At 76.3% G+C, this 25,554-nt stretch carries 32 protein-coding genes; 18 read left to right on the plus strand and 14 right to left on the minus strand.

Annotated elements, in window-relative coordinates; translation table 11 throughout:
• Nucleotides 1-128: 128 nt before the first annotated feature.
• From ACQP04_RS11115 to ACQP04_RS11125, 3 genes are all read left to right on the plus strand, one after another.
• Entirely contained in the window at nucleotides 129-797 is a 669-nt protein-coding gene (locus ACQP04_RS11115) for a hypothetical protein (protein ID WP_433506966.1), read from the plus strand.
• A 67-nt stretch (nucleotides 798-864) separates the two neighbouring features.
• Entirely contained in the window at nucleotides 865-1,161 is a 297-nt protein-coding gene (locus tag ACQP04_RS11120) for a hypothetical protein (protein WP_433506967.1), read from the plus strand.
• A gap of 227 nt (nucleotides 1,162-1,388) precedes the next feature.
• On the plus strand, nucleotides 1,389-1,712 hold the full coding sequence (locus tag ACQP04_RS11125; RefSeq protein WP_433506968.1) for an STAS domain-containing protein: 324 nt from the start codon (nucleotides 1,389-1,391) through the stop codon (nucleotides 1,710-1,712).
• Between the two features lie 19 nt (nucleotides 1,713-1,731).
• Here ACQP04_RS11125 and ACQP04_RS11130 read toward each other — a convergent pair whose 3' ends face one another.
• The 3 genes from ACQP04_RS11130 to ACQP04_RS11140 form a co-directional block, all read right to left on the minus strand.
• Complete coding sequence (locus ACQP04_RS11130; RefSeq protein WP_433506969.1) at nucleotides 1,732-2,433, minus strand: TetR/AcrR family transcriptional regulator; 702 nt, start codon at nucleotides 2,431-2,433, stop codon at nucleotides 1,732-1,734.
• Between the two features lie 97 nt (nucleotides 2,434-2,530).
• Nucleotides 2,531-3,871, minus strand: coding sequence for a cytochrome P450 (locus ACQP04_RS11135; RefSeq protein WP_433506970.1), 1,341 nt, complete (start codon nucleotides 3,869-3,871; stop codon nucleotides 2,531-2,533).
• Nucleotides 3,872-3,985: 114 nt separating this feature from the next.
• Nucleotides 3,986-4,249, minus strand: coding sequence for a hypothetical protein (locus tag ACQP04_RS11140; RefSeq protein WP_433506971.1), 264 nt, complete (start codon nucleotides 4,247-4,249; stop codon nucleotides 3,986-3,988).
• 218 nt (nucleotides 4,250-4,467) lie between these two features.
• On the opposite strand from ACQP04_RS11140, the gene ACQP04_RS11145 reads away from it, so the two are divergent.
• Both ACQP04_RS11145 and ACQP04_RS11150 read left to right on the plus strand, forming a co-directional pair.
• Nucleotides 4,468-5,076, plus strand: a complete 609-nt coding sequence (locus ACQP04_RS11145) for an alpha/beta fold hydrolase (RefSeq protein ID WP_433506972.1) — start codon at nucleotides 4,468-4,470, stop codon at nucleotides 5,074-5,076.
• A gap of 115 nt (nucleotides 5,077-5,191) precedes the next feature.
• Nucleotides 5,192-5,455: a hypothetical protein gene (locus tag ACQP04_RS11150; RefSeq protein WP_037052748.1), complete on the plus strand. Its 264-nt coding sequence runs from the start codon at nucleotides 5,192-5,194 to the stop codon at nucleotides 5,453-5,455.
• Nucleotides 5,456-5,476: 21 nt separating this feature from the next.
• Here the strand turns inward: ACQP04_RS11150 and ACQP04_RS11155 are convergent, their stop codons facing one another.
• Nucleotides 5,477-6,022 carry a dihydrofolate reductase family protein gene (locus tag ACQP04_RS11155; RefSeq protein ID WP_433506973.1) on the minus strand — a complete coding sequence of 182 codons (546 nt, stop codon included), beginning with the start codon at nucleotides 6,020-6,022 and terminating at the stop codon, nucleotides 5,477-5,479.
• A 421-nt stretch (nucleotides 6,023-6,443) separates the two neighbouring features.
• Between ACQP04_RS11155 and ACQP04_RS11160 the strand changes: the two genes are divergently transcribed.
• The 3 genes from ACQP04_RS11160 to ACQP04_RS11170 are packed head-to-tail and all read left to right on the plus strand — an operon-like array spanning nucleotide 6,444 to nucleotide 7,895.
• On the plus strand, nucleotides 6,444-6,683 hold the full coding sequence (locus tag ACQP04_RS11160; RefSeq protein ID WP_433506974.1) for an acyl carrier protein: 240 nt from the start codon (nucleotides 6,444-6,446) through the stop codon (nucleotides 6,681-6,683).
• Between the two features lie 17 nt (nucleotides 6,684-6,700).
• Nucleotides 6,701-6,868 carry a hypothetical protein gene (locus ACQP04_RS11165; RefSeq protein ID WP_433506975.1) on the plus strand — a complete coding sequence of 56 codons (168 nt, stop codon included), beginning with the start codon at nucleotides 6,701-6,703 and terminating at the stop codon, nucleotides 6,866-6,868.
• 40 nt (nucleotides 6,869-6,908) lie between these two features.
• Complete coding sequence (locus ACQP04_RS11170; RefSeq protein ID WP_433506976.1) at nucleotides 6,909-7,895, plus strand: hypothetical protein; 987 nt, start codon at nucleotides 6,909-6,911, stop codon at nucleotides 7,893-7,895.
• 1 nt (nucleotide 7,896) lies between these two features.
• Here ACQP04_RS11170 and ACQP04_RS11175 read toward each other — a convergent pair whose 3' ends face one another.
• Nucleotides 7,897-8,127: a hypothetical protein gene (locus tag ACQP04_RS11175; protein ID WP_037052739.1), complete on the minus strand. Its 231-nt coding sequence runs from the start codon at nucleotides 8,125-8,127 to the stop codon at nucleotides 7,897-7,899.
• Between the two features lie 123 nt (nucleotides 8,128-8,250).
• On the opposite strand from ACQP04_RS11175, the gene ACQP04_RS11180 reads away from it, so the two are divergent.
• Genes ACQP04_RS11180 through ACQP04_RS11215 form a run of 8 tightly spaced genes read left to right on the plus strand, consistent with a single transcriptional unit; the run spans nucleotide 8,251 to nucleotide 15,924 of the window.
• Nucleotides 8,251-8,799, plus strand: coding sequence for a D-glycero-alpha-D-manno-heptose-1,7-bisphosphate 7-phosphatase (locus tag ACQP04_RS11180; protein WP_433506977.1), 549 nt, complete (start codon nucleotides 8,251-8,253; stop codon nucleotides 8,797-8,799).
• The gene (locus ACQP04_RS11185) at nucleotides 8,796-9,833 is read left to right on the plus strand and encodes a glycosyltransferase family 9 protein (protein WP_433506978.1); all 1,038 of its coding nucleotides are present in this window, start codon (nucleotides 8,796-8,798) and stop codon (nucleotides 9,831-9,833) included. Before ACQP04_RS11180 ends, ACQP04_RS11185 begins: the two co-directional genes overlap by 4 nt.
• Entirely contained in the window at nucleotides 9,830-10,816 is a 987-nt protein-coding gene (locus tag ACQP04_RS11190) for a glycosyltransferase (RefSeq protein WP_433506979.1), read from the plus strand. The genes ACQP04_RS11185 and ACQP04_RS11190 overlap by 4 nt, the downstream gene beginning before the upstream one ends.
• A 3-nt stretch (nucleotides 10,817-10,819) precedes the next feature.
• Nucleotides 10,820-12,055, plus strand: a complete 1,236-nt coding sequence (locus tag ACQP04_RS11195; RefSeq protein ID WP_433506980.1) for a glycosyltransferase — start codon at nucleotides 10,820-10,822, stop codon at nucleotides 12,053-12,055.
• Nucleotides 12,055-12,735 carry a D-sedoheptulose-7-phosphate isomerase gene (locus ACQP04_RS11200; protein WP_433506981.1) on the plus strand — a complete coding sequence of 227 codons (681 nt, stop codon included), beginning with the start codon at nucleotides 12,055-12,057 and terminating at the stop codon, nucleotides 12,733-12,735. Before ACQP04_RS11195 ends, ACQP04_RS11200 begins: the two co-directional genes overlap by 1 nt.
• The gene (locus ACQP04_RS11205; RefSeq protein WP_081924685.1) at nucleotides 12,732-13,499 is read left to right on the plus strand and encodes an SDR family oxidoreductase; all 768 of its coding nucleotides are present in this window, start codon (nucleotides 12,732-12,734) and stop codon (nucleotides 13,497-13,499) included. Before ACQP04_RS11200 ends, ACQP04_RS11205 begins: the two co-directional genes overlap by 4 nt.
• A complete protein-coding gene (locus tag ACQP04_RS11210) occupies nucleotides 13,490-14,998 on the plus strand; it encodes a PfkB family carbohydrate kinase (protein WP_433506982.1) in 1,509 nt (502 codons plus the stop codon). The genes ACQP04_RS11205 and ACQP04_RS11210 overlap by 10 nt, the downstream gene beginning before the upstream one ends.
• A complete protein-coding gene (locus tag ACQP04_RS11215) occupies nucleotides 14,995-15,924 on the plus strand; it encodes a bifunctional heptose 7-phosphate kinase/heptose 1-phosphate adenyltransferase (protein ID WP_433506983.1) in 930 nt (309 codons plus the stop codon). Before ACQP04_RS11210 ends, ACQP04_RS11215 begins: the two co-directional genes overlap by 4 nt.
• Before the next feature lie 371 nt (nucleotides 15,925-16,295).
• Here the strand turns inward: ACQP04_RS11215 and ACQP04_RS11220 are convergent, their stop codons facing one another.
• The 7 genes from ACQP04_RS11220 to ACQP04_RS11250 all read right to left on the minus strand — a co-directional run bounded on the left by ACQP04_RS11220 (nucleotide 16,296) and on the right by ACQP04_RS11250 (nucleotide 21,850).
• Nucleotides 16,296-16,520, minus strand: a complete 225-nt coding sequence (locus ACQP04_RS11220; protein WP_433506984.1) for a hypothetical protein — start codon at nucleotides 16,518-16,520, stop codon at nucleotides 16,296-16,298.
• A complete protein-coding gene (locus tag ACQP04_RS11225; RefSeq protein WP_433506985.1) occupies nucleotides 16,517-17,491 on the minus strand; it encodes a glycosyltransferase family 9 protein in 975 nt (324 codons plus the stop codon). Before ACQP04_RS11225 ends, ACQP04_RS11220 begins: the two co-directional genes overlap by 4 nt.
• A gap of 349 nt (nucleotides 17,492-17,840) precedes the next feature.
• Nucleotides 17,841-18,785 (minus strand): 1-phosphofructokinase family hexose kinase, encoded by a 945-nt coding sequence (locus tag ACQP04_RS11230; protein WP_433506986.1) that lies wholly within the window; start codon nucleotides 18,783-18,785, stop codon nucleotides 17,841-17,843.
• 95 nt (nucleotides 18,786-18,880) lie between these two features.
• Nucleotides 18,881-19,261, minus strand: coding sequence for a TraR/DksA family transcriptional regulator (locus tag ACQP04_RS11235; protein WP_433506987.1), 381 nt, complete (start codon nucleotides 19,259-19,261; stop codon nucleotides 18,881-18,883).
• Nucleotides 19,258-20,058, minus strand: a complete 801-nt coding sequence (gene surE / locus ACQP04_RS11240) for a 5'/3'-nucleotidase SurE (protein ID WP_433506988.1) — start codon at nucleotides 20,056-20,058, stop codon at nucleotides 19,258-19,260. The genes ACQP04_RS11235 and surE overlap by 4 nt, the downstream gene beginning before the upstream one ends.
• Nucleotides 20,055-21,056, minus strand: coding sequence for an SDR family NAD(P)-dependent oxidoreductase (locus ACQP04_RS11245; protein WP_433506989.1), 1,002 nt, complete (start codon nucleotides 21,054-21,056; stop codon nucleotides 20,055-20,057). The genes surE and ACQP04_RS11245 overlap by 4 nt, the downstream gene beginning before the upstream one ends.
• A gap of 62 nt (nucleotides 21,057-21,118) precedes the next feature.
• Entirely contained in the window at nucleotides 21,119-21,850 is a 732-nt protein-coding gene (locus ACQP04_RS11250) for a PIG-L family deacetylase (protein ID WP_433506990.1), read from the minus strand.
• 171 nt (nucleotides 21,851-22,021) lie between these two features.
• Between ACQP04_RS11250 and ACQP04_RS11255 the strand changes: the two genes are divergently transcribed.
• Together ACQP04_RS11255 and ACQP04_RS11260 are read left to right on the plus strand one after the other, a co-directional pair.
• A complete protein-coding gene (locus ACQP04_RS11255) occupies nucleotides 22,022-22,615 on the plus strand; it encodes an alcohol dehydrogenase catalytic domain-containing protein (RefSeq protein WP_433506991.1) in 594 nt (197 codons plus the stop codon).
• A complete protein-coding gene (locus ACQP04_RS11260; protein WP_433506992.1) occupies nucleotides 22,612-23,472 on the plus strand; it encodes a glycosyltransferase in 861 nt (286 codons plus the stop codon). The genes ACQP04_RS11255 and ACQP04_RS11260 overlap by 4 nt, the downstream gene beginning before the upstream one ends.
• Here the strand turns inward: ACQP04_RS11260 and ACQP04_RS11265 are convergent.
• Both ACQP04_RS11265 and ACQP04_RS11270 read right to left on the minus strand, forming a co-directional pair.
• Complete coding sequence (locus ACQP04_RS11265) at nucleotides 23,462-24,418, minus strand: glycosyltransferase family 9 protein (RefSeq protein ID WP_433506993.1); 957 nt, start codon at nucleotides 24,416-24,418, stop codon at nucleotides 23,462-23,464. The genes ACQP04_RS11260 and ACQP04_RS11265 overlap by 11 nt on opposite strands.
• On the minus strand, nucleotides 24,411-25,526 hold the full coding sequence (locus tag ACQP04_RS11270; RefSeq protein WP_433506994.1) for a glycosyltransferase: 1,116 nt from the start codon (nucleotides 25,524-25,526) through the stop codon (nucleotides 24,411-24,413). Before ACQP04_RS11270 ends, ACQP04_RS11265 begins: the two co-directional genes overlap by 8 nt.
• Nucleotides 25,527-25,554: the final 28 nt, after the last annotated feature.

Consider the following 25,554-nt stretch of genomic DNA (forward strand, 5'->3'; position numbering starts at 1 on the left):
GGCGTCGCGTGCCGGTGGGCGGCGTCCGGATTCGTGCGTCCGGATCTGGCCAGCGCGTGCCCGCAGGTAGGCGGGGCCGTACCGTCGACGGCACCGCCGCATACGTGGCAGGTGAGGAGTCCGGCGCGATGGACGAGTGGCACGGCGGGCGCGACCCGCGGCCCGCAGCCGACCGGCGGGACGTCGCCGCCTGCGCCCGGGACGACGCCGCCGGGGTGCGCGACGACGCCTCGCGGGAGCGCGACGCCGAGGCAGACCTACGGGACGTCCGGGCCCGCACGCGCGACGCGGACGTGATGGGCCGGTCGCAGCAGGTGGTCGGCCGGCTGTGGGACCTCCGCCGGAGCCTCCTGGAGTCGTTGGACGGGCTGGAGCGCGACGGCACGGCCCCGGTCGGGCCCGTGGAGGCCTGGAGGCGGGACCGCGCCGCCGTCAGCCTCCTCCTCGAGGAGGCCATCACGATCGTGGCGCGGGACGAGTCGCTGCGGCGGAACGCGGCGGGGGACCGGCGGGCGTCGGCCCGGGACCGGTACGCCGCCGCCCGGGACCGCCGGGAGTCCGCGGAGGACCGCGAGGACGCCGCGGCGGACCGGGAGCAGGCCGCGCTGGAGCGCGAGCAGCTCGACTACCGGGCGGAGGCCGATGCCGTGCACCGCCGGACCGAGGAGGCCCGCGACCGGACGGTCGTGACCGCCGCCGCCGTCTCGCAGGCGGTGCGGGGCAGCCGGCACCAGATCGCGCGGAGCACGGACGTGCTGGCCCGCGTGCGGGCGCGCCGGATCCGGCGGGCGCCCTGACCGAGGTCGATGATCGGGGTGCCGGTCGGGCGCACGGCACACCCCACGAGGAACGGAGGAGGTTCGGATGCACTGCGACGAGCAGGTGGACAGGGGCGAGTCGCTGAGACGGCAGACGGCCCGGCTGCGGGCGGAGGGCGAACGCGTCGCGGCGCAGGTGGCGGCCCTCGCCGCGCAGCGGGCGAGCATCGAGGACGCCGTCGCGTCCACCCTGGACCACGCGGCCGAGGTGCGGCCCGGCGACGCCGACCGGCTCCGGGGTCTCGCCGAGCACGCCCGCGAGTCGGCGCGTCGTGAACGTGAGGAAGCCCTGCGCTGGTCGAGGTACGGCCGGACCGGCGGCGCCGACGACCGGTCGACATAGGGCGGCACGGGACGAGGAGCCGAGGTGTCGCCCACCGGGGTGGCGCAACCACCCGAATGCGCCGCTGACCAGGCGGGCTGCCTCGGATGGCCGTTGCGGGCGGGTCCGGCCCGGGACGACACTCACCCCCCTTGCCGGACCTCGTCGGGGCCGCGGCGGGCGCGAGAGTGCGGGGGAGCGCCGTGAACGCGTGTGAGAAGTCCTTGCCGGGGGGTCTGCTGCTGACGGTGCGTCGCCCGTGCTCCGACGTCGTCGTGGTGGCCATCGAGGGCGAGGTCGACCTGGCCAACTGCCCGGAACTCGACCGCGTGGTGATGCGGGTGACGGCCGAGCCCGGGATCGAACGCGTGATCATCGACCTGACCGGTGTGGGGTTCCTCGCGGCGTGCGGGGTGCGCTGCCTGGCCCGGCTGCAGATGCGGCTGGCCGCCCGTCGGCACCGGATGCAGCTGGTGGTGTCGCCGGACTCGGGGACGGTCCGGCGGGTGCTCGTCCTCGTCAACGGGTTCGAGATCGTCGACTCGCTGGCGGAGACCGGCGCGACGTGCTGAGGCGACGCGGGCCCTCGGGTCAGCCCGGCCGCACCCCGTCCAACCCTGTCGCCAGGTGGGCCAGGGCCTCGTCGACCTCGTGCCGCAGCACGGCGAGGGGTGGGGCGTGGTCGGGGTCGTCGTGCTCGGGGTCGGGGTCGGACGCGTGGTCGAGCCAGCGTTCGAGGACGACCCGCAGCGCCGCCAGCGTCGCGGCCGCGCACAGCTGCGGGTAGATCGGCCGCGGTCCGCCGTCCGCCCACGGCACGCCGACGCGGTCGGCGACGGCACGGGCGAGCGACTGCTCCTGCGCCGTGAGCACCGCCATCTGCTGCGGCACCAGTGAGGGGCTCTCCCGCATGAGCCGCAGCGCGCGGAGGTGGTCGCGACCCGCCGCGTCGTGCCGGTCCATCACCACGAGGACCGCCTCGCGCAGCGCCTGCAGCACCGACTCCGCGGCCGGACGGGCCCGGAACTCGGCGACGAGCGCCTCCGCCCCGGCGGCCGCCGCCGCGACGACCGCCTCCTCCTTGCTGGAATAGTGGTTGAAGAAGGTACGCAACGCGATGTCGGCCTCGGTCGCGATCTGCTCCACGGTGATGTTCTCGACGCCGTGCCGGACGGCGAGCCGCAGCGCCGCGTCCCGCACCGCGGCGCGGGTGGCGAGCTTCTTGCGCTCCCGGCGGCCGACCTCCGGGAGCGCGGGCGCGACGGGGGAAGTGGGTGGTGCCGTCCCTGCCATCACGTCCCTCCCGTGGCCCGGTCGTCGTGGCCCGTCGTCGTGGCCGCCCGATTATGACGACCGCCGGGCGCGGCCCGGCCGGTCGATCACCCCGCCGTCAGGCCCAGGTCACCGGCAGCGAGTGCACGCCGAAGATCAGCATGTCGTTGCGCAGCGGCACCTCGGCGGCCGTCGCGGCGAGCCGCAGGTCCGGCAGCCGCGTGACCAGCTCGGCGAACCCCACGCGCATCTCGATGCGGGCCAGCTGCTGGCCCAGGCACTGATGGATGCCGTGGCCGAACGCCAGGTGCGGCGCGCGCTCGCGGCCCAGGTCGAGCCGGTCCGGGTCCGTCCAGTGCCGGGTGTCGCGGTTGACCTCCGGGGTGGCGACGACGACGGTCGCCCCGGCCGGGATCTCGACGCCGCCGACCGTCACGGCCTCGGTGGCGATCCGGCTGACACCGAGCTGGATGATGCTCAGGTACCGCAGCAGCTCCTCGACCGCGGCGTCGATCAGCCCCGGGTCGGCGCGCAGGGCCGCGAGCTGGTCCGGGTTCTCCAGCAGGGCGAACGTGCCCAGGGCCAGCATGTTCGCGGTGGTCTCGTGCCCGGCGCCGAGGAGGACGAGGGCGACGTCGATCAGCTGGGCGTCCGTGAGCGGCGGGTCGGCCTCGTGGACCAGGCCGGAGAGGATGTCGTCCGCCGGGGTCGCCCGCTTGGCCGCGACGAGCCCGGAGATGAACGTGTAGAGCTCCCCGCCGGCACGGGCCCGCTCCTCCGGCGTCGAGTGGGAGTTCAGGGCGACGGCGGTGTTCTCCTGGAACCGGGCCCGGTCGGCGTAGTCGACGCCGAGCAGCTCGCAGATCACCAGCGACGGCAGCGGCAGCGCGTAGGCGGGGACGAGATCGGCCTCGGTGCCGGCCGCCTTCATCGCCTCGATGTGCTCGACGGCGATCTCGGTGATCCGCTCCTCCAGGGCCTTCATCCGGCGCACCGTGAACTGGCCGGTGAGCAGCCGCCGCAGCCGCGTGTGCTCCGGCGGGTCCATGAAGACGAACATCCCGTCCGTGCGGGCCTCGATCGGGGCGGGGCACACCGGCTCACCGCGCTCGATCGCGGCGGCCTGCGCGGCGGCCTCCTCGGGCGGCATCTGGGTGGCCTCGCGATAGCGGACCCGGTCCGAGCTGAACCGGCGGTCCGCCAGCACCGCGCGGGCCTCCTCGAAGCCGGTGACCAGCCAGGCCCGGACCCCGTTGAGCAGCGGCAACGGCTGTACCGCGCCCTGCCCGCGGCGGCTCTCCAGGCCGGGAGCGGGGTCGAAGGGGCACTCGGTACGCCGCTCCAGCAGGTCGGCGGGCAGCACCCGGGTGCCCGCGGCGGGCGAGTTCTCCGCGGGAGCGGTGGTGGCGGTGTCCGTATCGGTGGCGGTGGTGGCGTCCTGCTCGCTCGGGGCACTCATGCGCGTCCTGTTCCCGGGTGCCGACGGCGGGCACCCGTCGTCCGGGTGGCTCCAGGCTACCCACGAACGTGCACGCTGTGCAGCGATGCACAGCGTGCACTCAGGTTCGGCGCCTCATCGCGGGTCCATCGACTCCCGCAGCGCATTCGCCAGCCCGCGCACGGCCCGTCGCACCCCGATCGGCAGTGCCCGGCCCGCCCGCAGCTCGATCGCTGCGCTGTGCAGCACGTTGCCGACCTGGGTGGCCACGGTCCGGTCGCCGATCACCTCGTCCCGGTAGTCGTCGAGCAGCTCGGCGACGGTCGAGTACGCCTCGGCCTCGGCGAGGACCTGGTCGTCGACGGTGGTCTCCCGGTCGTACCGGCTCCGGCCGCCCATGTGCGCCTCCGCGTCCGTCCGCGTCGTCCCCGTGCCCGCTCCGGACGGGGGCGCGGCGGCCGGGGTACTTCCCCTACCCCGGCCGCCGCGCGCACCACGACGGTAGCAGAAGTTCGAACAACAGTTCGAGTCGAGGGGGTGTGGCCGGCGCCCGCCGCGCGCCCCCGTCGGGCATCCTGACGCCCGACGGGGGCGGGCCGAGGAGGACGTCGGAGCGGATGGCGGAGACCGGGGGACGCCGGGCCGGCGCGGACCTGCAGGCCGTGGTCGACGAGCTGGCCGACGAGCTGGGCCGCTCGGTGGTGGTGAACGACCCGGTGGTGCGGATGCTCGTCACGAGCCGGCACTTCGGCGACGAGGACGAGGTGCGCGTCCGCGCCCTCCTGCAGCGCGACGCCGGGGCGGACGTCGCGCGGCACGTCCTGGACCAGGGGGTCGCCCGGTGGTCCCGGGCGGGCGCCGTGCCGGAGCGGCCGGACCTGGGCCTGCGCGCGGCTGTGCGTCCCGATGCGCCACCGCGGGGAGCTCCTCGGCCGTTCGTCGAGGAGCAGATCAGGCTGACGCCGCCGCACGCCGGCGTCCCGCTGCTGTGGGACCACTGCGCCCAGGACTGGCGGGACGTCCTGCCCCGCCTCGACCGCCCCACCCTCGTGATCGGCTGCGAGGGCAGCCACGTCGACCCGGCCTCCCAGCGCTACATCGCCGAGAACGTGCCCGGCGCCGAGCTGCACGTCTTCCCGCGCGAGGTCGCGAGCTCGCACTTCCCGTTCCTGCAGAACCCGGCCGCGTTCAACGAGGTGGTGGAGGCGTTCCTCGACCGGCCCTGACCTCGGGCCGGGCGTGGCGCGCCCCCTCCGCCCACGGCCGGCTCGTCCCCACCCGCGGGGCCGGGAGACGCTCGAACGGCCGTTTTCGTCGGACCCCCGGCCTAGCCTCGCCGTCGTGGACGCCGGGCCCGTCGAGTCGTCGCGCCCGCCGCACCGGGTGGATCCCGACCGTGCGGCGCTCGTGCGCGGCTTCGCCGTGCTCCGCGGCAGGCCGGTCGACGACACCGAGGTGCGGGCGGTCGTGGAGAAGGCCGACTCGCTCACCCGCGAGGAGCTGAACACCCTGTGGCGCCGCCACGAGCGGGCGCCGCACACCGTCGACTACCGCTCGCAGCTCGCCCTGGTGCTCCGGTTCGTCGAGCTCGGCCGCCAGGGCTGAGGCCTGCGGCCGGGGTGTAGGTCAGGCAGGGGTGTAGGTCAGGTGCACCACGCCGTTGTCCAGGCCCCTGCTGCCGGCCAGGGCCAGCGCCCGCCGCGGACCGCCCTCGGGGAACAGCCGCGGGCCCTCGCCGACGGCGACGGGATAGACGAACAGGTGCAGCTCGTCGAGCAGGCCGTCGTCGAGCAGGGCCTTCACGAGGGTGCCGCTGCCGCTGACGTAGAGGTCGCCGTCGACCCGCGCCTTGAGGTCGCGGATGGTCTCCGGGTCGTACTTGCCGATGATCGTGGAGTTGTTCCAGTCCGCGGTCTGCAGCGTGCCGGACACGACGTACTTGGGGGACTCGTTGAAGAACGGGGCTCCCGGGTCGTCCTCGGCGGTGCGGCCGGACCAGGCGGGCGCGAACTCCTCGAAGGTGGTGCGGCCCAGCAGGATCGCCGTGCACGAGCTCATGAAGCCGCCGATCTCCGCGCCCAGCTCGTCGGTGAACCCGTAGTCCATCGTCCACATCGGTGCGCCGATCACGCCGTCGAGGGTGGTGAACTCGTGGACCTTGATGCGCGCCATGGCGTCCTCCTGTGTCTCGGGCGGTACCCGGGCGCTCGCCCGGGCCGTCGCTGTCGTCGGGCGGTGGACCGCCGTCCGGTCCCGATCTCATCGGTCGTCCGCCGGAAGGATCGCGGCGGGGTGTCCGGGCGCTACCGGGGAACGACGCGTCGACCGCACGGCCGCGGCATCCCGGGGCCGGGCGGTGGGTTTGACCGGCCGCTGCGGGGGCACAGGACCCGCGGGCGCTGGACAGCCGTGGTGGGCGCCCCGCGCGGCGGGAGGTGGTGCTCCCGGCGCACGAGGAGCCCCGCGGCGCGATCCGCGCCCGCGGGGCTCCTCCGTCCCGGCCCCGGATCGAGTGCGCCCCACCGAGGTTCGAGCCCGTCCCTGCGGGTACGTGCCCCCGGTCCGCACGATCCGACGACCGGAGGTGACCGCCATGGCGACCGGGGAGACCGGCTTCAGCGATGTGATGTACGACCTCGTGTCCGTGCAGTACCACGCGCTCAAGGCCGGGCACGACTACGGCCAGTACGTCCGCGACGCCCGCAACGCCGGGTACGACGACCTCGCGTCCTTCTTCGAGGAGGTCATGGCGGAGGACTCCCGCCGCGCCGCCCGCTGCCACGAGTTCCTGCGCGAGCTCTCGGCGAAGGAGGACACGGGGAGCACGGCCTGACGGGTTGAGCGCTCGAGGTGACCGCCGTCGAGCCGCCCGCCGCGGGCGTGCTCGACGGCCTCGCCGCACCGGGGACCCGGCTGAGCCTGGTCAGCGGCGCCCTGCTGCACGACGCCGAGCGCGCGGTGGCGGTCGCCCTGGCCACGCACGAGCGGGCGGGGGCCGCGCAGGCCGAGGCCGGGTAGGGGCCGGGTTCGGGGTCCGGGCGGCGGGTACTCCCGGCCGGTGAAGTTCACGAGAGGACTCCTCAACGGGGTGACGGCCGGGGCGGCGGGCACTACCGCCCTCAACGTCGTCAGCGGCGCCGACGCGGTGCTGCGGGCGCGGCCGGCGAGCCGGGCTCCCGAGCAGCTGGTGGCGGCCGTCGCGGACCGGGCCGGGGTGGAGGTGCCCGGCGGGCCGTCCGAGCGGCGCAACCGGCTCGCCGCCCTGGGCCCGCTGGCCGGTTCCGCGACCGGACTGGTCGTCGGCGCCGTCGCCGGCGGGTTGCGGGCGGCCGGGCTGCGGCTGCCCACCGTGGTCGGCGGCCCGCTGCTCGGCGCGGCGGCCATGATCGCCACGGACGGTCCGCTCGCCCTCACCCGGGTCTCGGACCCCCGCACCTGGTCGGCCGCCGACTGGACGGCCGACGCGCTCCCGCACCTCGCCTACGGGGTGGCCACGCACGCCGCCCTCGTCCGGCTCGAGCGCGGTTCGCCCGACTCGCCCTCGGCGGCCCCGCCCGCACGTCCGTCGACGCTGCTCCGCGCCGCCGCGCTCGGCGCGGCGACCGGTTCCCGCAGCACGGCGGGGACGGCCGCGCTGGCCTTCACCTCACGCACCGGGGACACCGGCGTCGCCGGACGGATCGGCGGGCGTGCCGGCACGACGCTGGCCGGCCTGCTGGCAGCGGGGGAGGCCGCGGCCGACAAGCACCCCGCCGTACCCAGCCGGCTCGCGGCCCCGGGCCTGGCCCCGCGCCTCACCCTGGGCGTCACGAGCGCCGCCGCCATGGCCCGGCGCGACGGCGAGGACCCCGCCCTGCCCGGGCTCGTCGGCCTGGCGGGGGCGGCCGGCGCCGCGGTGCTCGGCGCGCGCGCCCGCACCGCCGCCGCGCGCCGCCTCGGCTCCGACCGGCCGGGCGCGATCGCCGAGGACGTGCTCGCCGCCGCGCTGGCCTGGTTCGGCGCCCGCCGTCGGTCACCCGACACCGCCGCGCAGATGACGCGCTGAGCTACCCGTCCCGGCGGGCCTCGGCGCCGGACTCGCCGGCCATCCCCTCGTCCTGACCGGCCGGGCGGCCGACGAAGTCCTCGGTCGTGCCGGTCCCGGTCGTCGTCGCGGCGTCGCCCCGCTGGGTGGGCCGGCCGCCGGTCTCGCGGGTCCGGGCGGTGGCCGGATCGGGGCGCACGTCGTCCTCGGCGGTGGGCGGACGACCGAACAGGGACCGCAGCTTCTCGAACATCCCCGGCGGATACCCGTGACCCCGGTCACGAACCAGGGCCGTCACTCGGTGTCACGGGAACTACGGAGAGTAGTAGTCCGCGCCGAGGAGTTTGCTCCGAACCCCAGCGGTGATTCGTCCACCATGACTCCGGCTTGGACACCGCCCGCCGCGGTCCTCTTCGATCGCGACGGGACGCTCGTGGTGGACGTGCCGTACTGCGACGACCCCGCCGCGGTGCGGCCCATGCCCGGTGCCCGCCGGGCGCTGGGCATGCTGCGCGCCTCGGGGATCCCGGTCGGCGTCGTGTCCAACCAGTCCGGCATCGGGCGCGGCCTGTTGCGCCGGTCGGACGTCGACGCCGTCAACCGGGAGGTCGAACGGCAGCTCGGGCCCTTCGCCACCTGGCAGGTGTGCCCGCACGCGCCCGGGGACGGCTGCGCCTGCCGCAAGCCCGCTCCCGGCATGGTGCTCGCCGCGGCCGCCGAGCTGGGCGTGCCGGCGTGCCGCGTCGCCGTGATCGGCGACATCGGCGCCGACGTCGGGGCGGCCCACGCCGCCGGCGCCATCGCCGTGCTGGTCCCGACGCCGGTGACCCGCGTCGAGGAGATCCAGGCGGCGCCCGTCGTCGCCCCCGACCTGGTCAGGGCCGTCGACCACCTGATGTACGGACCGTTCGGGGCCGCCGCGTGAGGAAGGTGCTCGTCGCGAGGCTCGACGGCGCGGGGGACGTGCTCCTCGCCGGGCCCGCGGTGCGGTCGATCGCGCGCTCGGCGCGGGTCACGATGCTGGTCGGGCCCGCGGGGGAGGAGGCGGCCCGGCTCCTGCCGGGGGTCGCCGAGGTCCGCGTGTGGGCCTGTCCGTGGGTGCTGGGCGACCCGCCGCCGGTGCGGCGCGGCGAGATCGACGCGCTGACCGACGACCTGACCGGCTTCGACGAGGCCGTCGTGCTCACGTCCTTCCACCAGTCGCCGCTGCCGCTCGCCCTGGTGCTGCGGATGGCGGGCGTGCCGCGGATCACCGGCGCCTCGCTGGACTACCCGGGCGCGCTGCTCGACGTCCGGCTGCGGCCGGGCGAGACTCTCGACGAGGACCAGCCCGAACCCGAACGGATGCGCGCGATCGCCGCGGCCGCCGGCTACCCCCTCCCGCCCGGCGACGACGGCCGGCTGGACGTCCGGCTGCCGTCCCCGCTCCCGGAGGCCCCGGCGGACGTGGTGGTGCACCCGGGAGCCGCGGTCGACGCCCGACGGTGGCCGGCCGGGCACGCCGCCGAGGCCGTGCGGCTGCTGGCCGGCGAGGGGTGGCGCGTGGCGGTGACCGGCGGGCCCGGCGAGCGCGACCTGACCGCGCAGGTCGCCGGCGACCACGCCCTCGACCTGGGCGGACGCACGTCGATGGCCGAGCTGGCGGCGGTGCTCGCGGGGGCGCAGGCGGTCGTCGTCGGCAACACCGCGGCGGCCCACCTCGCCGCCGCCGTGGGCACCCCGGTGGTCTCGCTGTTCGCGCCGGTCGTCCCCGCCGTGCGCTGGCGGCCCTACCGGGTCCCGCAGGTCCTGCTCGGCGACCAGGACGCCCCGTGCCGGGACTCCCGGGCGCGCGAGTGCCCCGTCGCCGGCCACCCCTGTCTCGCCTCCGTCCGGCCCGACGACGTCGTCGCGGCCGTCCGGCGCCTCACCCACCCCGCCGTTCCCCTCGGACCCCTCACGGAGGAGATCCCCGCGTGAACATCCTGATCTGGCACGTGCACGGCTCCTGGACGACGGCGTTCGTCCAGGGCGCGCACCGCTACCTCCTGCCGACCCTGCCCGAGCGCGGGCCCTGGGGCGGCGGGCGGCCCGCGGCCTGGGACTGGCCGGCGTCCGCTGTGGAGTGCTCGCCCGCCGAGCTCGCGGAGTCCGACGTGGACCTGGTCGTGGCGCAGCGGCCGGAGGAGCTCGAGCTGGCCGCGGAGTGGCTGGGCCGGGTGCCCGGTCGCGACCTGCCGGCGATCTACCTGGAGCACAACGCCCCGCGCGAGGGTGCGGCGACCACGCGGCACCCGATGGCCGATCGCGACGACCTGCTGCTCGTGCACGTCACGCACTTCAACGCGTTGATGTGGGACGCGGGGAGCACACCGACGACGGTGGTGGAGCACGGTGTCCTCGACCCCGGGCACCGGTACACGGGTGACCTGGCCTCGGCGGCGACCTGCATCAACGAACCCTTGCGGCGCAACAGGATCACGGGCACTGACATCGTCGCCCGGTTGGCGGCCGACGTTCCCGTCGACGTCTTCGGCATCGGTACGGACGACCTCGACCTACCGGGTGTCCGGAGCTGCGGCGACCTGCCCCAGCACCGGATGCACACCGAACTGGCCCGCCGCCGCGTCTACCTGCACACCGCACGCTGGACCTCGCTCGGGCTGTCGCTGATCGAGGCGATGATGCTCGGGATGCCGGTGGTGGTCGTCGGCACCACCGAGGCGCCGGAACGGGTGCCCCCGGCCGCCGGCGTGTGTTCCACCGACCTGCGCCGCCTGCGTCGTGGGCTCACCGAGCTCGTCGCCGACCCGGAGGCGGCCGCGGCCGCCGGCCGGGCGGCGCGCGAGGCCGCGCTCGCCCGCTTCGGCGTGGAGCGCTTCCTGCACGACTGGGAGGGCGTGCTCGCCCGCGTCACCGACACCGCCCCCGCCCCGAGACCCGCTCTCACCGGAAGGAGCTGACCCATGCGGATCGCCATGGTGTCCGAACACGCCAGCCCTCTCGCCGAGCCCGGCGGACCCGACTCGGGAGGGCAGAACGTGCACGTCCGGGAGCTGAGCCTGGCGCTCGGCCGGGCGGGGCACGACGTCACCGTCCACACCCGCCGGGACGACCCGGACCTGCCGGAGGTGGTCGCGTTCGGACCGGGGGTCCGCGTCCGGCACGTCACCGCGGGCCCCGCGCGGCCCGTGCCGAAGGACGACCTCGTGCCCTTCGTCCCGCTGCTGGCCCAGCAACTGGAGCGGGCCTGGCGGGCCGATCCGCCGGACGTCGTCCACGCGCACTTCTGGATGTCCGGGCTGGCCGCGCGGGGTGCGGCCGGCATGCTCGGCCTGCCGCTGGTGCAGACCTTCCACGCGCTCGGACACGTCAAGAAGCGCGAGCAGGGCGCGGACGACACCAGCCCGTCCGGCCGCATCGCGGCCGAGGAGACGTTGGTGCGCACCGCGGACCGGCTCACCGCGTCCTGTGAGGACGAACTCTTCGAGCTGCTGCGCCTGGGCGCCAACCGCCGCCGCATCTCCGTGGTGCCGTGCGGGGTGGATCCCGAGGAGTTCGGTCCGGAAGGCCCGACGCCGCGGCGCGGTCGCAGGAAGCGGCTGCTCGCGCTCGGCCGGGTGGTGCGGCGCAAGGGCGTCGACGAGGTCGTCGAGGCGCTGCGCGACGTCCCCGACACCGAGCTCGTCGTCGCCGGCGGGCCGCCCGCCGGGGTGGACCTGATGACCGACCCGGAGCTGAACCGGCTGCGCGAGCTGGCCCGCCGGATGCGGGTCGCCGGCCGGGTGCGCTTCCTCGGCGCCGTCCGGCGGCCCGACGTGCCGGCGTTGATCCGCTCGGCCGACGCCGTCGTGTGCGCGCCCTGGTACGAGCCCTTCGGCATCGTCCCGCTGGAGGCCATGTCCTGCGGCCGGCCCGTCGTCGCGACGGCGGTCGGCGGCATGAAGGACACGGTCGTCGACGGCGAGACCGGGCTGCTGGTCCCGCCGCGGGACCCGAAGGCGCTGGGCGCGGCGCTGGGAGCGCTGCTGGAGGACCCGCAGGCGGTGGCCGACTTCGGCGCCGCCGGGCGTCGCCGGGTGCTGTCCCGCTACACCTGGGCGAAGGTCGCCGGGTCCACGGCGGCGGCCTACCGCGAGGCGATCGCCGGCCGCCAGGCCGGGGCGCCGGTGTCGCGCGAGGCGCGGACGGGGGTGCGGTGATGGCCGACGTGACTCCTCACCAGGTCCTGGGCGGGCACGTCGACCGGCTGGAGGCCGCCCTGCCCGCCCTGCGCGCCGCGGCGCCGACGCTGGTGTGCTGGGGTGCCACGCTCGCCGGGCTGCTGCCGGGCGGCGGACGCCTGCTCGCGGCCGGCAACGGCGGCAGCGCGGCGGAGGCCCAGCACCTCACCGCGGAGCTGGTCGGCCGGTTCGACGGCGAGCGGCAGGCGCTCTCCGCGATCGCCCTGCACGCCGACACCTCGTCGATGACCGCGATCGGCAACGACTACGGCTACGAGGAGGTGTTCGCGCGGCAGGTCCGCGCGCACGGCCGCCCCGGAGACGTCCTGCTGCTGCTGTCCACCAGCGGCCGCAGCCCCAACCTGCTCGCGGCGGCCGACGCCGCCCGCGAGCTCGACATGGACTGCTGGGCCCTCACCGGGCCCGGCCCGAACCCCCTGGCCGGCCGCGCCACCGACGCCGTCTGCCTGCCGGGTGACACCGCGACGGTGCAGGAGTCGCACCTCGCCGCGGTGCACATGCTCTGCCGGGCCCTCGAGGCGCAGCTGCCCGCCGCGCCGGGTGTCCCGGCCGGGCTGGTGGCCCGGCACCGGGCCCACCACCGGGCACCCGCCCTCGACCCGACGATCGTCCCGACGACCGTGAGGAGACCCGCATGACACTGACCGACACCACGGCACCCCACACCACGCCCGCCGCCGAGCCCGGGCTCCCCACGTCCCGTCCGCTCGGCACGGTGCTCGTCACCGGCGCCGCCTCCGGCCTCGGCCGGGCCGTCGCCGAGGCCGTCGCCACGGCGGGCGGCACACCGCTGCTCGTCGACCGCGTCGACCCGACACCCGGCCTGACCGAGGCCGCCGACGCCGCCCACGCGCTCGCCGACCTCGCCGACACCCGCGCCGCCGAGGAGGCCGTGCGCGGGCTCGTCGAGCGGGCCGGCGGCGTCGACGGCGTCGTCACCTGTGCGGGGACCGACGCCTGCGGCCGGATCGACGACGTGTCCGCCGAGGACTGGGAACGCGTGATCAAGGTCAACCTGCTCGGTACCGCCGCGGTCATCCGGGCCGCGCTGCCGAGCCTGAAGGAGCGCCGCGGGCGGATCGTCACGGTCGCCTCGACGCTCGGCCTGCGCGCCCTGTCCGACGCCTCGGCCTACTGCGCCTCCAAGTTCGGCGTGCTCGGGATGAGCCGCGCGCTGGCGGCGGAGCTGGCCGGCGAGGTCGGGCTCACGACGCTCGTGCCGGGCGGCATGAACACCGCGTTCTTCGACGGCCGCACCGAGCAGTACCGGCCCGGTCCGGACGCCAAGCTCAACGACCCGCGCAACGTCGCCGCCACCGTCCTGTTCGCGCTGACCCGCCCCGAGGGGTGCGAGGTCCGCGAGCTGGTGGTGTGCCAGTCCGAGGAGCCCTCGTGGCCCTGATCCCCGTGGCGTGCGCCCCGGTCGCCTCCGTGGCCGCGGCCGCACGCATCCCCGACCGGCGGCCCCGGGTGCTCGTGCTGGGCGACGTCGTACTCGACGGCTGGGTGCGCGGCAGCGCCCGCCGGGTCGCCCGCGACGGGCCCGTCCCGGTCGTCGAACCGTCGTCCGAGGAGGTCGCCCCCGGCGGGGCGGGCAACGCCGCCGTGGCGCTGGCCGCGCTGGGCGCCGACGTCGAGATCGTCTGCACGGTCGGCGACGACCCGGACGGCCGCACGCTGCGCTCGGCCCTGGCCGAGGCCGGCGTCCGCACGGGCCGGTGCGTGCTCGACCCGGCCCGCGCGACCGCGGCCAAGCGCCGCATCGTCGCCGGCGACCCGCCCGGGCAGCCCGTGGCCCGCTACGACGTGGTGCCGCCGGGCCTGCCCGGCAGCGTGACCGTCCGCGCGCTCGCCGACCAGACCACCGCGGCGCTGGCCGACGGGCCCGACGCGGTGCTGGTCGCCGACTACGGGCTCGGCGCACTCTCGCCCTCGGTCCGGCGGCGGATCGCCCGGGCGCGGGGGCGCATCCCGCTGCTGGTCGTCGACGCGCACGACCTCGCGCCGTGGGCCGAGCTGCGGCCCGACGCCGTCACCCCGAGCGTCGAGGAGGCCGCCGCCGTGCTCGGCGTCGACCTGCCCGAGTACGACCGGCTCGCGTGGGGGTTGGAGCACGCGCCGGCCCTGCGCGCGGCCACCGGTGCGTCGGAGGTGCTGCTCACCCTGGACGTCGACGGGTCCGTGCGGCTCCCCGCGGACGGCACGCCGCTGCGGCGGCCGGCGGGGGAGCACGCACCGCCGTCGGGCGCCTGCGGGGCCGGCGACGTGTTCGCCGCGGCGTGGACCGCCGCCGTCGCGTCGGGGACGCCGCGGGAGGAGGCGCTGTCGCTGGCGCAGACCGCCGCCGACGTCGTCGTGACGCTGCCGGGGACCGCGGTGTGCACGGCCGCGGCGCTCACCAGCCGGCTCGCCGCCGGGGACCCGGGCAGCGTGCTGTCGCACCGGGACCTGCTGACGGTGCTGGCCGAGCACCGGGCGGCCGGGCACCGGATCGTGTTCACCAACGGCTGCTTCGACGTGCTGCACCGCGGGCACGTGGCCTACCTGCGGGAGGCCGCCGAGCTCGGGGACGTGCTGGTCGTGGCCCTGAACAGCGACGACTGCGTGAGCCGGCTCAAGGGTCCGACGCGCCCGGTGAACCCGCTCGAGGACCGTGCCGGGGTGATCGGTGCGCTGGCCGCGGTCGACCTGGTGACCTCGTTCGACACCGACAGCCCGGTCGAGCTGCTCGACCTCGTGCGGCCGGACGTCTACTGCAAGGGCGGCGACTACACCCCGGAGATGCTGCCGGAGACGCCGGTCGTGGAGCGCCTCGGCGGGGAGGTCCGGATCCTCGGCTACCTCGCCGACCACTCCACCAGCGCCATCGTGGCGCGGGCGGCCGAGGGGGCGGGGCGATGAGCTCCGTGGTGGTCGTCGGGGACGTGCTGCTCGACGTCGACGTGCACGGCGAGGTCGAGCGGCTCTGCCCGGACGCCCCCGTCCCCGTCCTCGACGTCACCGGCGAGGTGGCGCGGCCGGGCGGGGCCGGGCTGGCGGCGTCGCTGCTGGCCGGGTCCGGGGTGCGGACGACCCTCGTCACGGCCCTCGCGGAGGACGGCGAGCGGGTGCGCGGGCTGCTCACACCGGCGCTCGACCTGATCACCGGGCCCGCGACGGGCGGGACGCCGGTCAAGTGCCGGTGGCACTCCGCCGAAGGCCCGTTGCTGCGCACGGACACGGGCAGCGGCCGCCCGGCCGAGGAGTTCGGCGAGACGGTCCGCACCGGTCTGAGCCGGGCGCTCGACGGGGCGGGCGCGGTGCTGGTCTCGGACTACGGCCGCGGCGTCACGGCCGATCCCCAGGTGCGCCGGATGCTCGCCGACGCCGTGGCGGCCGGGACGCCGGTGGTGTGGGACCCGCACCCCAAGGGCTCCGACCCGGTGCCCGGCGTGATCATGACACCGAACGCCAAGGAGGCCGCGGGCGCGCTCGGGCTGCCGGGCGGGGACCCGGTGGGTTGTGCCGCGGAGCTGCGGCGACGGCGGGAGAGCCGTGCCGTCGTCGTGACGCGGGGCGAGCGGGGCGCGGTCCTGGTGACCGCGTCGGACCGGGTTGCGGTGCCCGCCCTGGACGTGACGGGCGGCGACCCCTGCGGTGCGGGGGACGCCTTCGCGGGCCGGCTCGCCGCCGCCCTCGCCGGCGGGGCGTCCTTACACATAGCGGTGGAACGTGCCGTCGAGGCGGCCGGGCGGTTCGTCGAGGCCGGTGGTGCCGCGACCGTCCGCTGCATCGACGGGCGGTGGACGCAGGTGTCGCCGACGACCGTATCCGAACGCGCCTCCTGACCCGTGAGTGCGAAGTGCCGCTAGAGGGGCACTTCGCACTCACGACCCGGGGTGAGCTGGGCTTTCCGCGAGTCGGCAGTTCCGGCAGCGCGAGTCGGGAGTTCTGGCACCGCGAGTCGGGAGTTCCGGCAGCGCGAGTCGGGAGTTCTGGTAGCGCGAGTCGGGAGTTCTGGTAGCGCGAGTCGGGAGTTCTGGTAGCGCGAGTCGGGAGTTCTGGTAGCGCGAGTCGGGAGTTCTGGCAGCGCGAGTCGGGCTCTGGCCAAGGGCGGGTCGCGCCAGGCGCCTCCGCGAGCAGGACCTCGGGTCGTGATCGCCGGCCGGGACCGCCTTCGGCCGCATGTCGCCTCCGAGGAGATCGCCCTCGAGACAGGTCAGTCGCGTGGCGCCTCGTCGTCGTCGACCGGGACCTCGCGGTGCTGCTCCAGCACGTCGTAGGGGTCGGCCTCGGTGTTCGGGTCGATCTCCTCGTCGTCGAGACCGGTGCCGCGGTCGTTCACGTCCTCGAGGTCCGCGGCGGGGTCGGTCGCGATCTCGTCGTGGGCGATCATGTCGGGCCGGGTCACGTCGTCACGGCTCTCGCGGTTCGGCTCGTTCATGAGGCCTTCGTACCCGTGGCGGCGGGTTCGACACACTCGTCGGACGCGGTGACGTCGAGGCAGGCCGCCTCCACCTCGTCCACGCCGATCGCGAGCAGGGCCGGGTCCGGGTCGTCGGCGAACGGGTCGCCGCGCCGGACCTCTGCATGCGTGAGCGCGCGGTGCGGACCTGCGGGCGGGCCCCAGCGCTCCGGCCCGACCGGCCCGAACAGCACGACCGAAGGCCGCCCGAACGCCGCCGCGAGGTGCGCGATCCCGGTGTCCCCGCTGACGACGAGCGCCGCACCGGCGACCAGGGCCGCGAGCTCGGAGATCGAGGTGCGCCCGGCGAGGACACGGTCGTCGGACAGGTCGGCGGCCGCCGCGACCCGCTCGGCGAGGGACCGCTCCTGCGGACCGCCCGTCACGACGACGGGTCCGAGCGGAGCGAGTCGGTGGGCCAGGGCCGCGAAACGGTCGACCGGCCAGCACTTGGCACCGAAGGCTGCGCCGGGATGGACGACGACGGGACGTCCGGGCCCGGGAGCGACGCCGTGCGGCGCGGGGAGGCGGAGGTCTGCGGGGTCGGCCGGGATGCCGTGGTGAGCGAGCATCGTGCACCAGCGGACCCGCTCGTGCAGCGTGTCGAGCTCCTCGGCCGGCGGCCCGGGCCAGCCCAGCTCGGGGCGGCCCAGGCCGATGCGACGACGAGGGTGCAGGGCGTCAAGGGCGCGATGGCTCTGCGGGCCCGCGCCGTGCAGGTTCACGGCGACGTCGACCTGTCCGGGGAAGGGGAGCGCGTCGGGCGCCGGGGCGGGCAGCAGCTCGTCGACGGCGCCGGTCAGCGCGGCGAGCGGCTCCAGGACTTCTGCGGTGGCCAGCACGATCCGGTGGTCCGGGTGGTGCCGCCGCAACGCCCGCAGCGCGGGCACGACGGTCAGCAGGTCACCGAGGTTCAACGCCCGCAGCGCGAGCAGGACGGGGGCCGCCACGGAGATCGACTACCCGCTGACCGCGCCACCAACCGTGCCCGACCGGAGCGAACACCCCGCTGCCGATCTCCCGGAATCGCCGGCTCGGTCGCCTGAATCTGCCGTCTCGCGGGAGTGCGGGGCGAGGCCCGCAGTGCTGCAACTCGCAACTCGCGGTGCTGAATCTGCCGACTCGCGCTGCCGGAACTCGCGACTCGCGGTGCCGGAACTCGCGACTCGCGGTGCCGGAACTCGCGACTCGCGGTGCCGGAACTCGCGACTCGCGGTGCTGGATCTCGCGACTCGCGGTGCCGGAACTCGCGACTCGCGGTGCCGGAACTCCCGACTCGCGGGGGCGGGGTGTGCCGCGCTACTTCAGGGGGACGAGGTGGACGCGGTCGGCCAGGACATGCACCGCCTCGGCGCCGCCGGTGCCGAGGCCGTGCCGGACGACGTTGAGCGCGCCGCAGGCCGCACCGACCTTCAGCACCTCCTCCCACGACCCGCCCGCCGCGAGCCGTGCCGTCATCCCGGCGGTCTGCGAGTCACCCGCGCCGCGCGGGTCGTTGGCCTGGACCGGCGGCGGGGTGATGGTGAGGATGGTGTCGGACTCGCCGTCGAGGGCGAGCGCGGGCTCGCCCGCCCGGCTCACCACGACGGCCTGCGCCCCGTCCTTCAGCAGCTGCCGCATCGCCGGCACCACGTCGTCGACCTCGGTGGACTCGGCCCGCGAGTGCACCACCAGCTCCTCGTCGCTGACCTTGAGCAGGTCGACACCGGCCTCGACGACCGCCTCCATCCGCTCTCCGGCCAGGTCGGCGACGACCCGCACCCCGTTGGCGCGCAAGTCCCCGGCCAGCCGCTGGTACAGCCGGGTCGGCACGACGGTCTCGGACTGCGGACCGGACAGCAGCACCGTCCCGGCCTGCAGCCCCTCGGCGAGGGTGAGCTCGTAGAGGCCGTCGAGCTCGTGCCGGTCCAGCGGGGCCGGGAGCTCGGCGGCGATCTCGATCCGGCCCTCGTCGTCGGGCTCCCGCCGGTCGTGCACGTACCCGCCGTTGCGCGCCGCGGTCTCGACGAACCGCAGCTCCACGCCGTCGACGGCGATCATCCGCTCCAGCAGCCGGCCGGTCTCCCCGCCCAACCCGGCGCACAGTCGCACCGGCGCCCCGAGGGCGGCGAGCATGCGCGCCTGCCAGACGCCCTGCCCGCCCGCGTGGACGTGCAGCTCGGGCTGTCCGGCGCGGTCCTCGATGGTGACGGTGATGATGGGGGAAGGGGCGAACACCACGACGGGCGGGCACGAATCCGACATACCGGTCTCGTACCCGCCCGTCCGTGCCCCTACTCCGGCCGACCGTCGTCAGGAACCGCCCTAGCCCTCAGGGGCCTCGGGCGGCCGACGGGTTCTCACGTGTCGACGCGCGGCACGCTCCCCGGCCGGCTCGGCGACCTGGTGTCCGCGTGGTCGCGGCACTTGTCGGTCTCCGGCCGGGCCTCCAGCCGCTCGTCGTCGATCTCCTTGCCGCACACGGCGCAGCGGCCGTACTCGCCGGCCTCGATCCGCTCCAGGGCGGCGACGACCTCGGCGCGCTGCATCCGCAGGGTGCTCAACGCCAGGTCGTCCTCCATCGCCTCGGTCTCCCGCGAGCCGCGGTCGCCGAAGTCCATGCCGCCCGACAGCTCGTCGGAGTCCCGCTGCTCCTCCTGGTCGCGGGCCTCCGCGCCGGCCTCGTGGTCGAGCCGCTCGAGCTCGGCGGTCAGTTTCTCGCGGGCCTGCGTGGTGTTCATGCGTGCGTCCTCTCGTCGGTCAGGCGCGCGGAGTGGGCGAGGCGCTCGGGCACGAGCAGATCGGGGTCCTCGCACAGGCCGCGCAGGGCGGTCAGAGTGGGGTGGCCGGCGTCCAGCAGGGCGCGGTCGCTGTCCGGCTCGGCGCGTTCGCCGGTCTCGGCCTCGCGCAGCAGCAGGCCCTGGCCGTCGGCGTCCTCGACCAGGGTCTGCACGACACCGCGCGGGTCGAGCGGGGCGAGCCGCAGCTCGCGGTGCTCCTCGACGGGCCGGTCGGGCACGTTGAGCGAGAGCGTGGTCCCGAGCGGGCTGTCGAGCAGCAGCTCCAGCACCCGCGGGAGGTACCCGGTCACGGCCTCCCAGTGCTCCTCCTCCTCGGCGCCGAGCGCGACGTTGAGCGACACGGCCAGGCCGCGCCGGTCGTGCAGGCCGGCGGTGAGGGCGGCACCGACCGTGCCGGAGTGCAGCACCGCGCGTCCGACGTTCCCGCCCCGGTTGATCCCCGAGAGGATCAGGTCGGGTGCGGGGTCGAACCAGCCCTGCAGGCCGGCGACCACGATGTGCGCGGGCGCCGCCCGCACGGCGTACGCGGGCAGCCCGGACGGGCTCTCCACCTCCCGCACCACTGTCCGGCCGTCCTCCTGGACGGCGGTGATGGAGGCGCTGGCGCCGGAGAACTGGTGCTCGGGGGCGGCGATCACGACGTCGAGCCCGGCCTCGCTCGCGGCCTCGGCCAGCACGGCCAGGCCGGGGGAGTCGATGCCGTCGTCGTTGGTCACGAGGGCACGGGTGCGCGTCATCGTCCGGTAGTACCCGCCTGCTCGGGACCGACACCGGGCCCCGGGTCGGGGGCGGGGTCGGTGTGCTCGTGCCAGCGCTCGGCGGCCGCCTTGTCCAGCCCGGTCAGCCGGCGCAGCCAGCCGGGCAGCGGCGCGGTGTAGGCGGGGCGGGGCGGTCGGCCGGTGCCGACCGGCCCGGGCAGCAGCCGTTCGACGGCGGTGAGCAGCCGCAACGTCGTCGAGGGCGCGAGGGCGTGCACCCGCGACCCGATGTTGGCCAGCGGCGTCAGGATGATCTCCGGCGTCCCGCGCAGGGTGGCGCGGACCAGGCGGCGGGCGGCCCGCTCGGCGTCCATCGACACCAGCGGCAGGGAGGCGCCGACCGTGAACCAGGACCGCTCCGCCTGCGCCTTCCCGGTCACCAGCGCGTTGCGCGAGGAACCGGTCCGCATCAGCCCGGGCACCCCGACGGTCACCGAGACGCCCTGCCGGCCGGCCTCCAGCCGCAAGCCCTCCGCGAACCCGACGGCGGCGTGCTTGGCCGCCCCGTACGGCAGCAGGTGGGGGGCGGGCAGCTTCCCGCCGATCGACGTCACGGCGAGGATGCGGCCATTGGTGCGGGCCAGCACCGGCAGCGCCTCCAGCGCGGGTCGGGCCAGCCCCCAGAACATGACGTCCATGGCCTGCTCGTAGTCCTCCTCGCGCAGGTCCGCCTGGGGCCCGACCTGGATGATGCCGGCGTTGGCGACGAGCACGTCGAGCCGGCCGAACTCGCGCTCGGCGGTGCCGACGAGCTCGCGGGCGGCCTCGGGCCTGCCGACGTCCGCTGCCACCGTCACGACCCGCGCGCCGCGGGCCTCGAGGTCGGCACGGGCGGGCTGCAGCCCGTCGGCGTCCCGGGCGCAGAGCAGCAGGTCGTGGCCGCGGTCGGCGAGCTCGCGGGCGATCAGGTAGCCCAGGCCGCGGCTGGCGCCGGTGACGAGGGCGACCGGGCGGACCGGTGCGTCGGGGGTGGCCATGGGGGAGGGGTGCCCGGCCCGGCGCCGCCGACACCCCGGCGCGGCTCACATCCGCTCCGCTGTCACACCAGGAACAGCTCCGCCTCGGCACAGCCGGCCCCGGTGTCCGCGCGTCCCGCGGCGAGGTCGGCGACGGCCCGGTCCTTGCGTTGCAGCACCCCGCCGGAGAGCCGGAACCGCCGCACCGCCTGCCGGGGAAGGAGCGCGATGCCGGAGGGTGTGCCGTCGTCGCGCCACGGTTCGAGCATGTACCGCAGCAGCCGGACGCGGTGCTCCCGGGCGACGCGGGCGGCCACCGTGCCCACCAGGTCGTGGTCCGGGTGGCCGTCCTGCTCCCACGGCGCGACGAGCAGCGTGCCCTCCGGGTCCGGACGGACCAGGTCGGCCAGGGCGGCCGCGACGTCCGCCCCGGCGTCGAGGCCGTCGTCCGGCGCGGGCCGCGGGGCGGGCAACGGGGCGGGCAGGCCGAGCCGGTAGCGGCGCAGCGGGTCGAGGCCCAGCGCGGTGTAGCCGCGGGCGATCGACGGCCGGTCGCGCCGGTCCCCCGCGCGCTCGCGGGAGTGGGCGCCGGGGCGCTCAGGGCCGCCGTCGCCGTCCGTCACGGCGAGGGCCTCGACCGCGCAGCCCGCCTCGGCCAGCGTCGCCATCAGCCCGCCCGCGGCGCAGAGCTCCTCGTGGAGGTGGGCGGTCGCGACCACGCAACGCCGGACGTCCGGGACCGGGAGGGCGGGCGCGCCGGTGAACCGGCCGCGGGCCGCGACGGCCACGAGCCAGGGATCGCAGGGACCCGCCACGACGATCTCACCGTCCCCCCGCGACACGCCTCACGACCTGCACCGTCATGGCTTCGCGGTTACCCGGTCCACCGCCGGGCATGCACCCGGCCGGGCCCGCGCCGGACGGCATGCGTCGGCCTCGACCGGGTAGCCGCGGCCCGAACGACCCGACCCGAGAGGTGGACGAGCATGAAGGCCGTCGTGTGGAACGGGCCCGGCGACATCGCCCTGTCCGACGTGCCCGACCCCACGCCGCGCGATCCCGGCGACGCCGTGGTCCGGCTGACCGTCAGCGTCATCTGCGGCACCGACCTGCACATGATCCGCGGGACGATGCCCGGGATGCGCCCGGGCACCGTGCTGGGGCACGAGGGCGTCGGCGTCGTGGAGGAGGTGGGCGCGGGCGTGCGGGCGTTCCGGCCGGGCGACCGCGTGGTGATCCCGTCGACGATCTGCTGCGGGCGCTGCTCCTACTGCCGCGCCGGCTACACCTCGCAGTGCGACGCCGCCAACCCGAACGGCCCGCTCGCCGGCACGTCGTTCTTCGGCGGGCCCGAGCCGACCGGCCGGCTGTCGATCGCGAGCGCCCGCAACCTCGGCGCCACCCGCGTGATCGTGGTCGACGGCGTGACGAGCCGGCTGGAGAGGGCGCGCCGCCAGCACGTCGAGCCCGTCGGCTACACCGCCGAGGACCCGGTCGAGGCGATCCGCGAGCTGACCGGCGGGATCGGCGCGGACCAGGTGATCGACGCCGCGGGTGTCGTCGTGGACCCCGCGGCGTGACCGGCCCGACGATCCCCGGCGGGATCGAGGCCGGGCCGGGGGAGGAGCCCGGGGCGGCGGCCGTCGAGGTGCTGGTGCCCACCCGCAACCGTCCGGTGGAGCTGGCCACCACGCTGGCCGGCCTCGCGGCCCAGGACCATCCCTTCGACGTCGTGGTCTCGGACCAGTCCGACGCCGCCGCCTCGTACGAGACCGATCCCGCGCAGGCGATGATCCGGGTCCTGGAGCTGCGGGGGCACCGGGTCCGCACCCGACGGCACCTGCCCCGCCGCGGCGTCGTCGAGCACCGTGCCGCGCTCCTGGGCGCCTCGACCGCGCGGTACGTGCTCTTCCTCGACGACGACGTCTGGCTCGCGCCCGGCACGATCGCGCTGTTGCACGAGGCGATCACCGAGCTGGGCTGCGGCATGGTCGGCGCTGCCATGCAGGGGCTGTCGCACCTCGACGACGAGCGGCCCGCCGAGCAGGAGCCGTTCGAACGCTGGGAGGGCGCGCCGGTCCCGGAGACACTGCACCCGGACACCCCGGAGTGGGAGCGCTGGCGGCTGCACAACGCCGCCACCCCGATCCACCTGGCCCGCCGGCACCTCCGGCCGGGCGAGCGGTGGCTCGCCTACAAGATCGCCTGGGTGGCGGGCTGCGTGCTCTACGACCGCGAGGCGCTCGTGGCGGTCGGCGGCTTCGACTTCTGGCGGGACGTGCCGGAGGAGGCCGTGGGCGAGGACGTCGTGGCCGAACAGCGGGTCATGGCGAAGTTCGGCGGGGCCGGGATCCTGCCGTCGGGCGCCGTGCACCTGGAGTCGGACACCACGATCCCGGACCGCCCGGTGACCGCCGACGGTGTGCTCAGGGGCTGAACACCGGATATCGGAGGACCAGCAGCGCACGCACGGCGGCCGCGACCGCCTCCGGGGGGATGTCGGCCATGCAGGCCGGCCCTCCGGTGGTGGTGAGCGGGCACCGGGCCTCCCACCAGCACACCTGCTCGGTGATGGCGGTGGGACGCCGGTGCGGGCACTCCGGCAGGCCCTGCAGGTTCGTGGCCGGGTCGTCGAGCCCGTAGCGGGCGGCGAGGGTGGGACCGAACAGGCCGACGGTCCGCGCGCCGACCGCCGCCGCAACGCGCGCCGGACCGGTGTCCCCGCCCACCACGACCCCGCCGCGTCGGGCGACGGCGGCGAACCGGGCGGCGAGGCCGCGCAGGTCCGTCGGCGGAAGCCCCGGCACGGGGCTGCCGGGGCCGACGGCCACCACCGGGAGGTCGTCCAGCAGGTCGACGAGCGCGGCCCAGTGGGGCCACAGCTTCACCGCCATCCCGGCGCCCGGTACGAGCACGACGGGCACGCCTGCCGGCAGGTCGGCGCTGGCCGCGTGGATCTCGGCGTCGGTCAGGTGGATCCGCGGCGGCCGGTACTCCGGCCCGACCAGCCCCTCCTCGGCGAGGATCCGCACGTAGCGGCGGGAGACCGGCTCGTCGTGCGGCGGGGAGCGCCACAGGTTCGTGACGCCCGGGATCCCGCGCTCCTCGACCAGGTCCGGGATCCCGTGCAGCCGGGTGGTGCTGACGACGAGGTCGGTGTTCTCCAGCGCCGCCTCGACCGCCTCCCGCTCCCGCCCCTTCTCCGCGCGCAGCACCTCGGCCACCGCGGGGTCGGAGTCGAGCAGGGTGACGCCGGGATCGTGGGTCAGCACGCGCAGCGCGGCCCCGGGGAACCGCTCGGCCAGCCCGTGCACCACGGGCAGCGCCATGACCAGGTCGCCCAGCCCGCCGAGCAGGTCGATGACCAGGATGTCGTCAGGCACCCGCACGGACCTCGGCGTAGATCTTCCGGTGGAGCTCCGCGATCCGCTCCCAGCTCCGCGCGGCGCCGACCGCCTCCCCGCCGGCGGCCACGCGCAGCCGCAGGGCCGGGTCGTCGAGCAGCCGGCGGAGGGCGTCGGCGAGGGCGGCACCGTCGCGGACGGTCGGGGCGACCACCACGGTCTCTCCGTCGACCAGCTCGGGATCGGGCGGGTCGGCGCGGGTGACGACCGTCGGCAGGCCGTGCGCGAAGGCGGACAGCAGCGCGCCGCTCTTGGTCGTGGCGCCGGCGGTGAGCGGGAACGCAGCGAGGTCGGCGGCGTGCAGCGCGGCCGAGACCTCCTTCTCGGGCAGGTGCCCGGTCACCGTGACGTGCTCCGCGACGCCCGCCGCCTCGATCTGGCCGAGCAGCTCGGACCGGAAGGCCTGCGCCTCGTCCTCGGGCAGGGCCAGCGAGGTGAACCCGCCGACGACGAGCAGGTGCAGCCGGTCCCGGCCCTCGGCGCGCAGCCGCGCGAGTGCCTCGGCCAGGTACCGGATGCCCTTGACGGGGTGGACGAACCCGAAGAAGGCGACGACCTCGGCGTCGTCCGGCACCCCGAGCCGGCGGCGCGTCCCGGTGCGGGGCGCCGGCCCGAGGTCCGGCACGTTCGGCGCCAGCGGCACGAGCACCGGCTCGACTCGCATGCGTTCGCGCAGGGTTCGCTCGTGGCCCGCGTTCGTGGTGAGCACGGCGGCGCTGCGGGGGACGAGCCGCCAGGTCTCGCGGTCGACGCCGCGGCGCTCCACCGCGCGCCACACCCGGTCGGGCACCCAGGACGGGGAGGCCCACCAGCCGTACTCGTGCACCGTCGTCACGACGGGGGCGCGGACCAGGTCGGGCAGCAGGCCCGGCCAGGGGGAGAAGCCGAAGGCCGAGGGTGCGAACTGCACGTGCACCACGTCCGGCCCGAGCGCGCGGATCCGCCTCGCCGCGCGGGCGACACTCGCCGGCGACCCGGCCACGCTCACGGGCTCGACGTGCTCGCCGGACTCCCGCAGCGTCTCGACGAGGTGGGCGGTGTAGTCGGCCACGCCGTCGCGGGCGGGGTCGGCTCCGCCCTGCACCATCACGATCACCTGTGGACGGTTCCCGGGG

Origin of the sequence: Pseudonocardia halophobica (assembly GCF_050948485.1) — a bacterium.
Taxonomy (GTDB): domain Bacteria; phylum Actinomycetota; class Actinomycetes; order Mycobacteriales; family Pseudonocardiaceae; genus Pseudonocardia; species Pseudonocardia halophobica.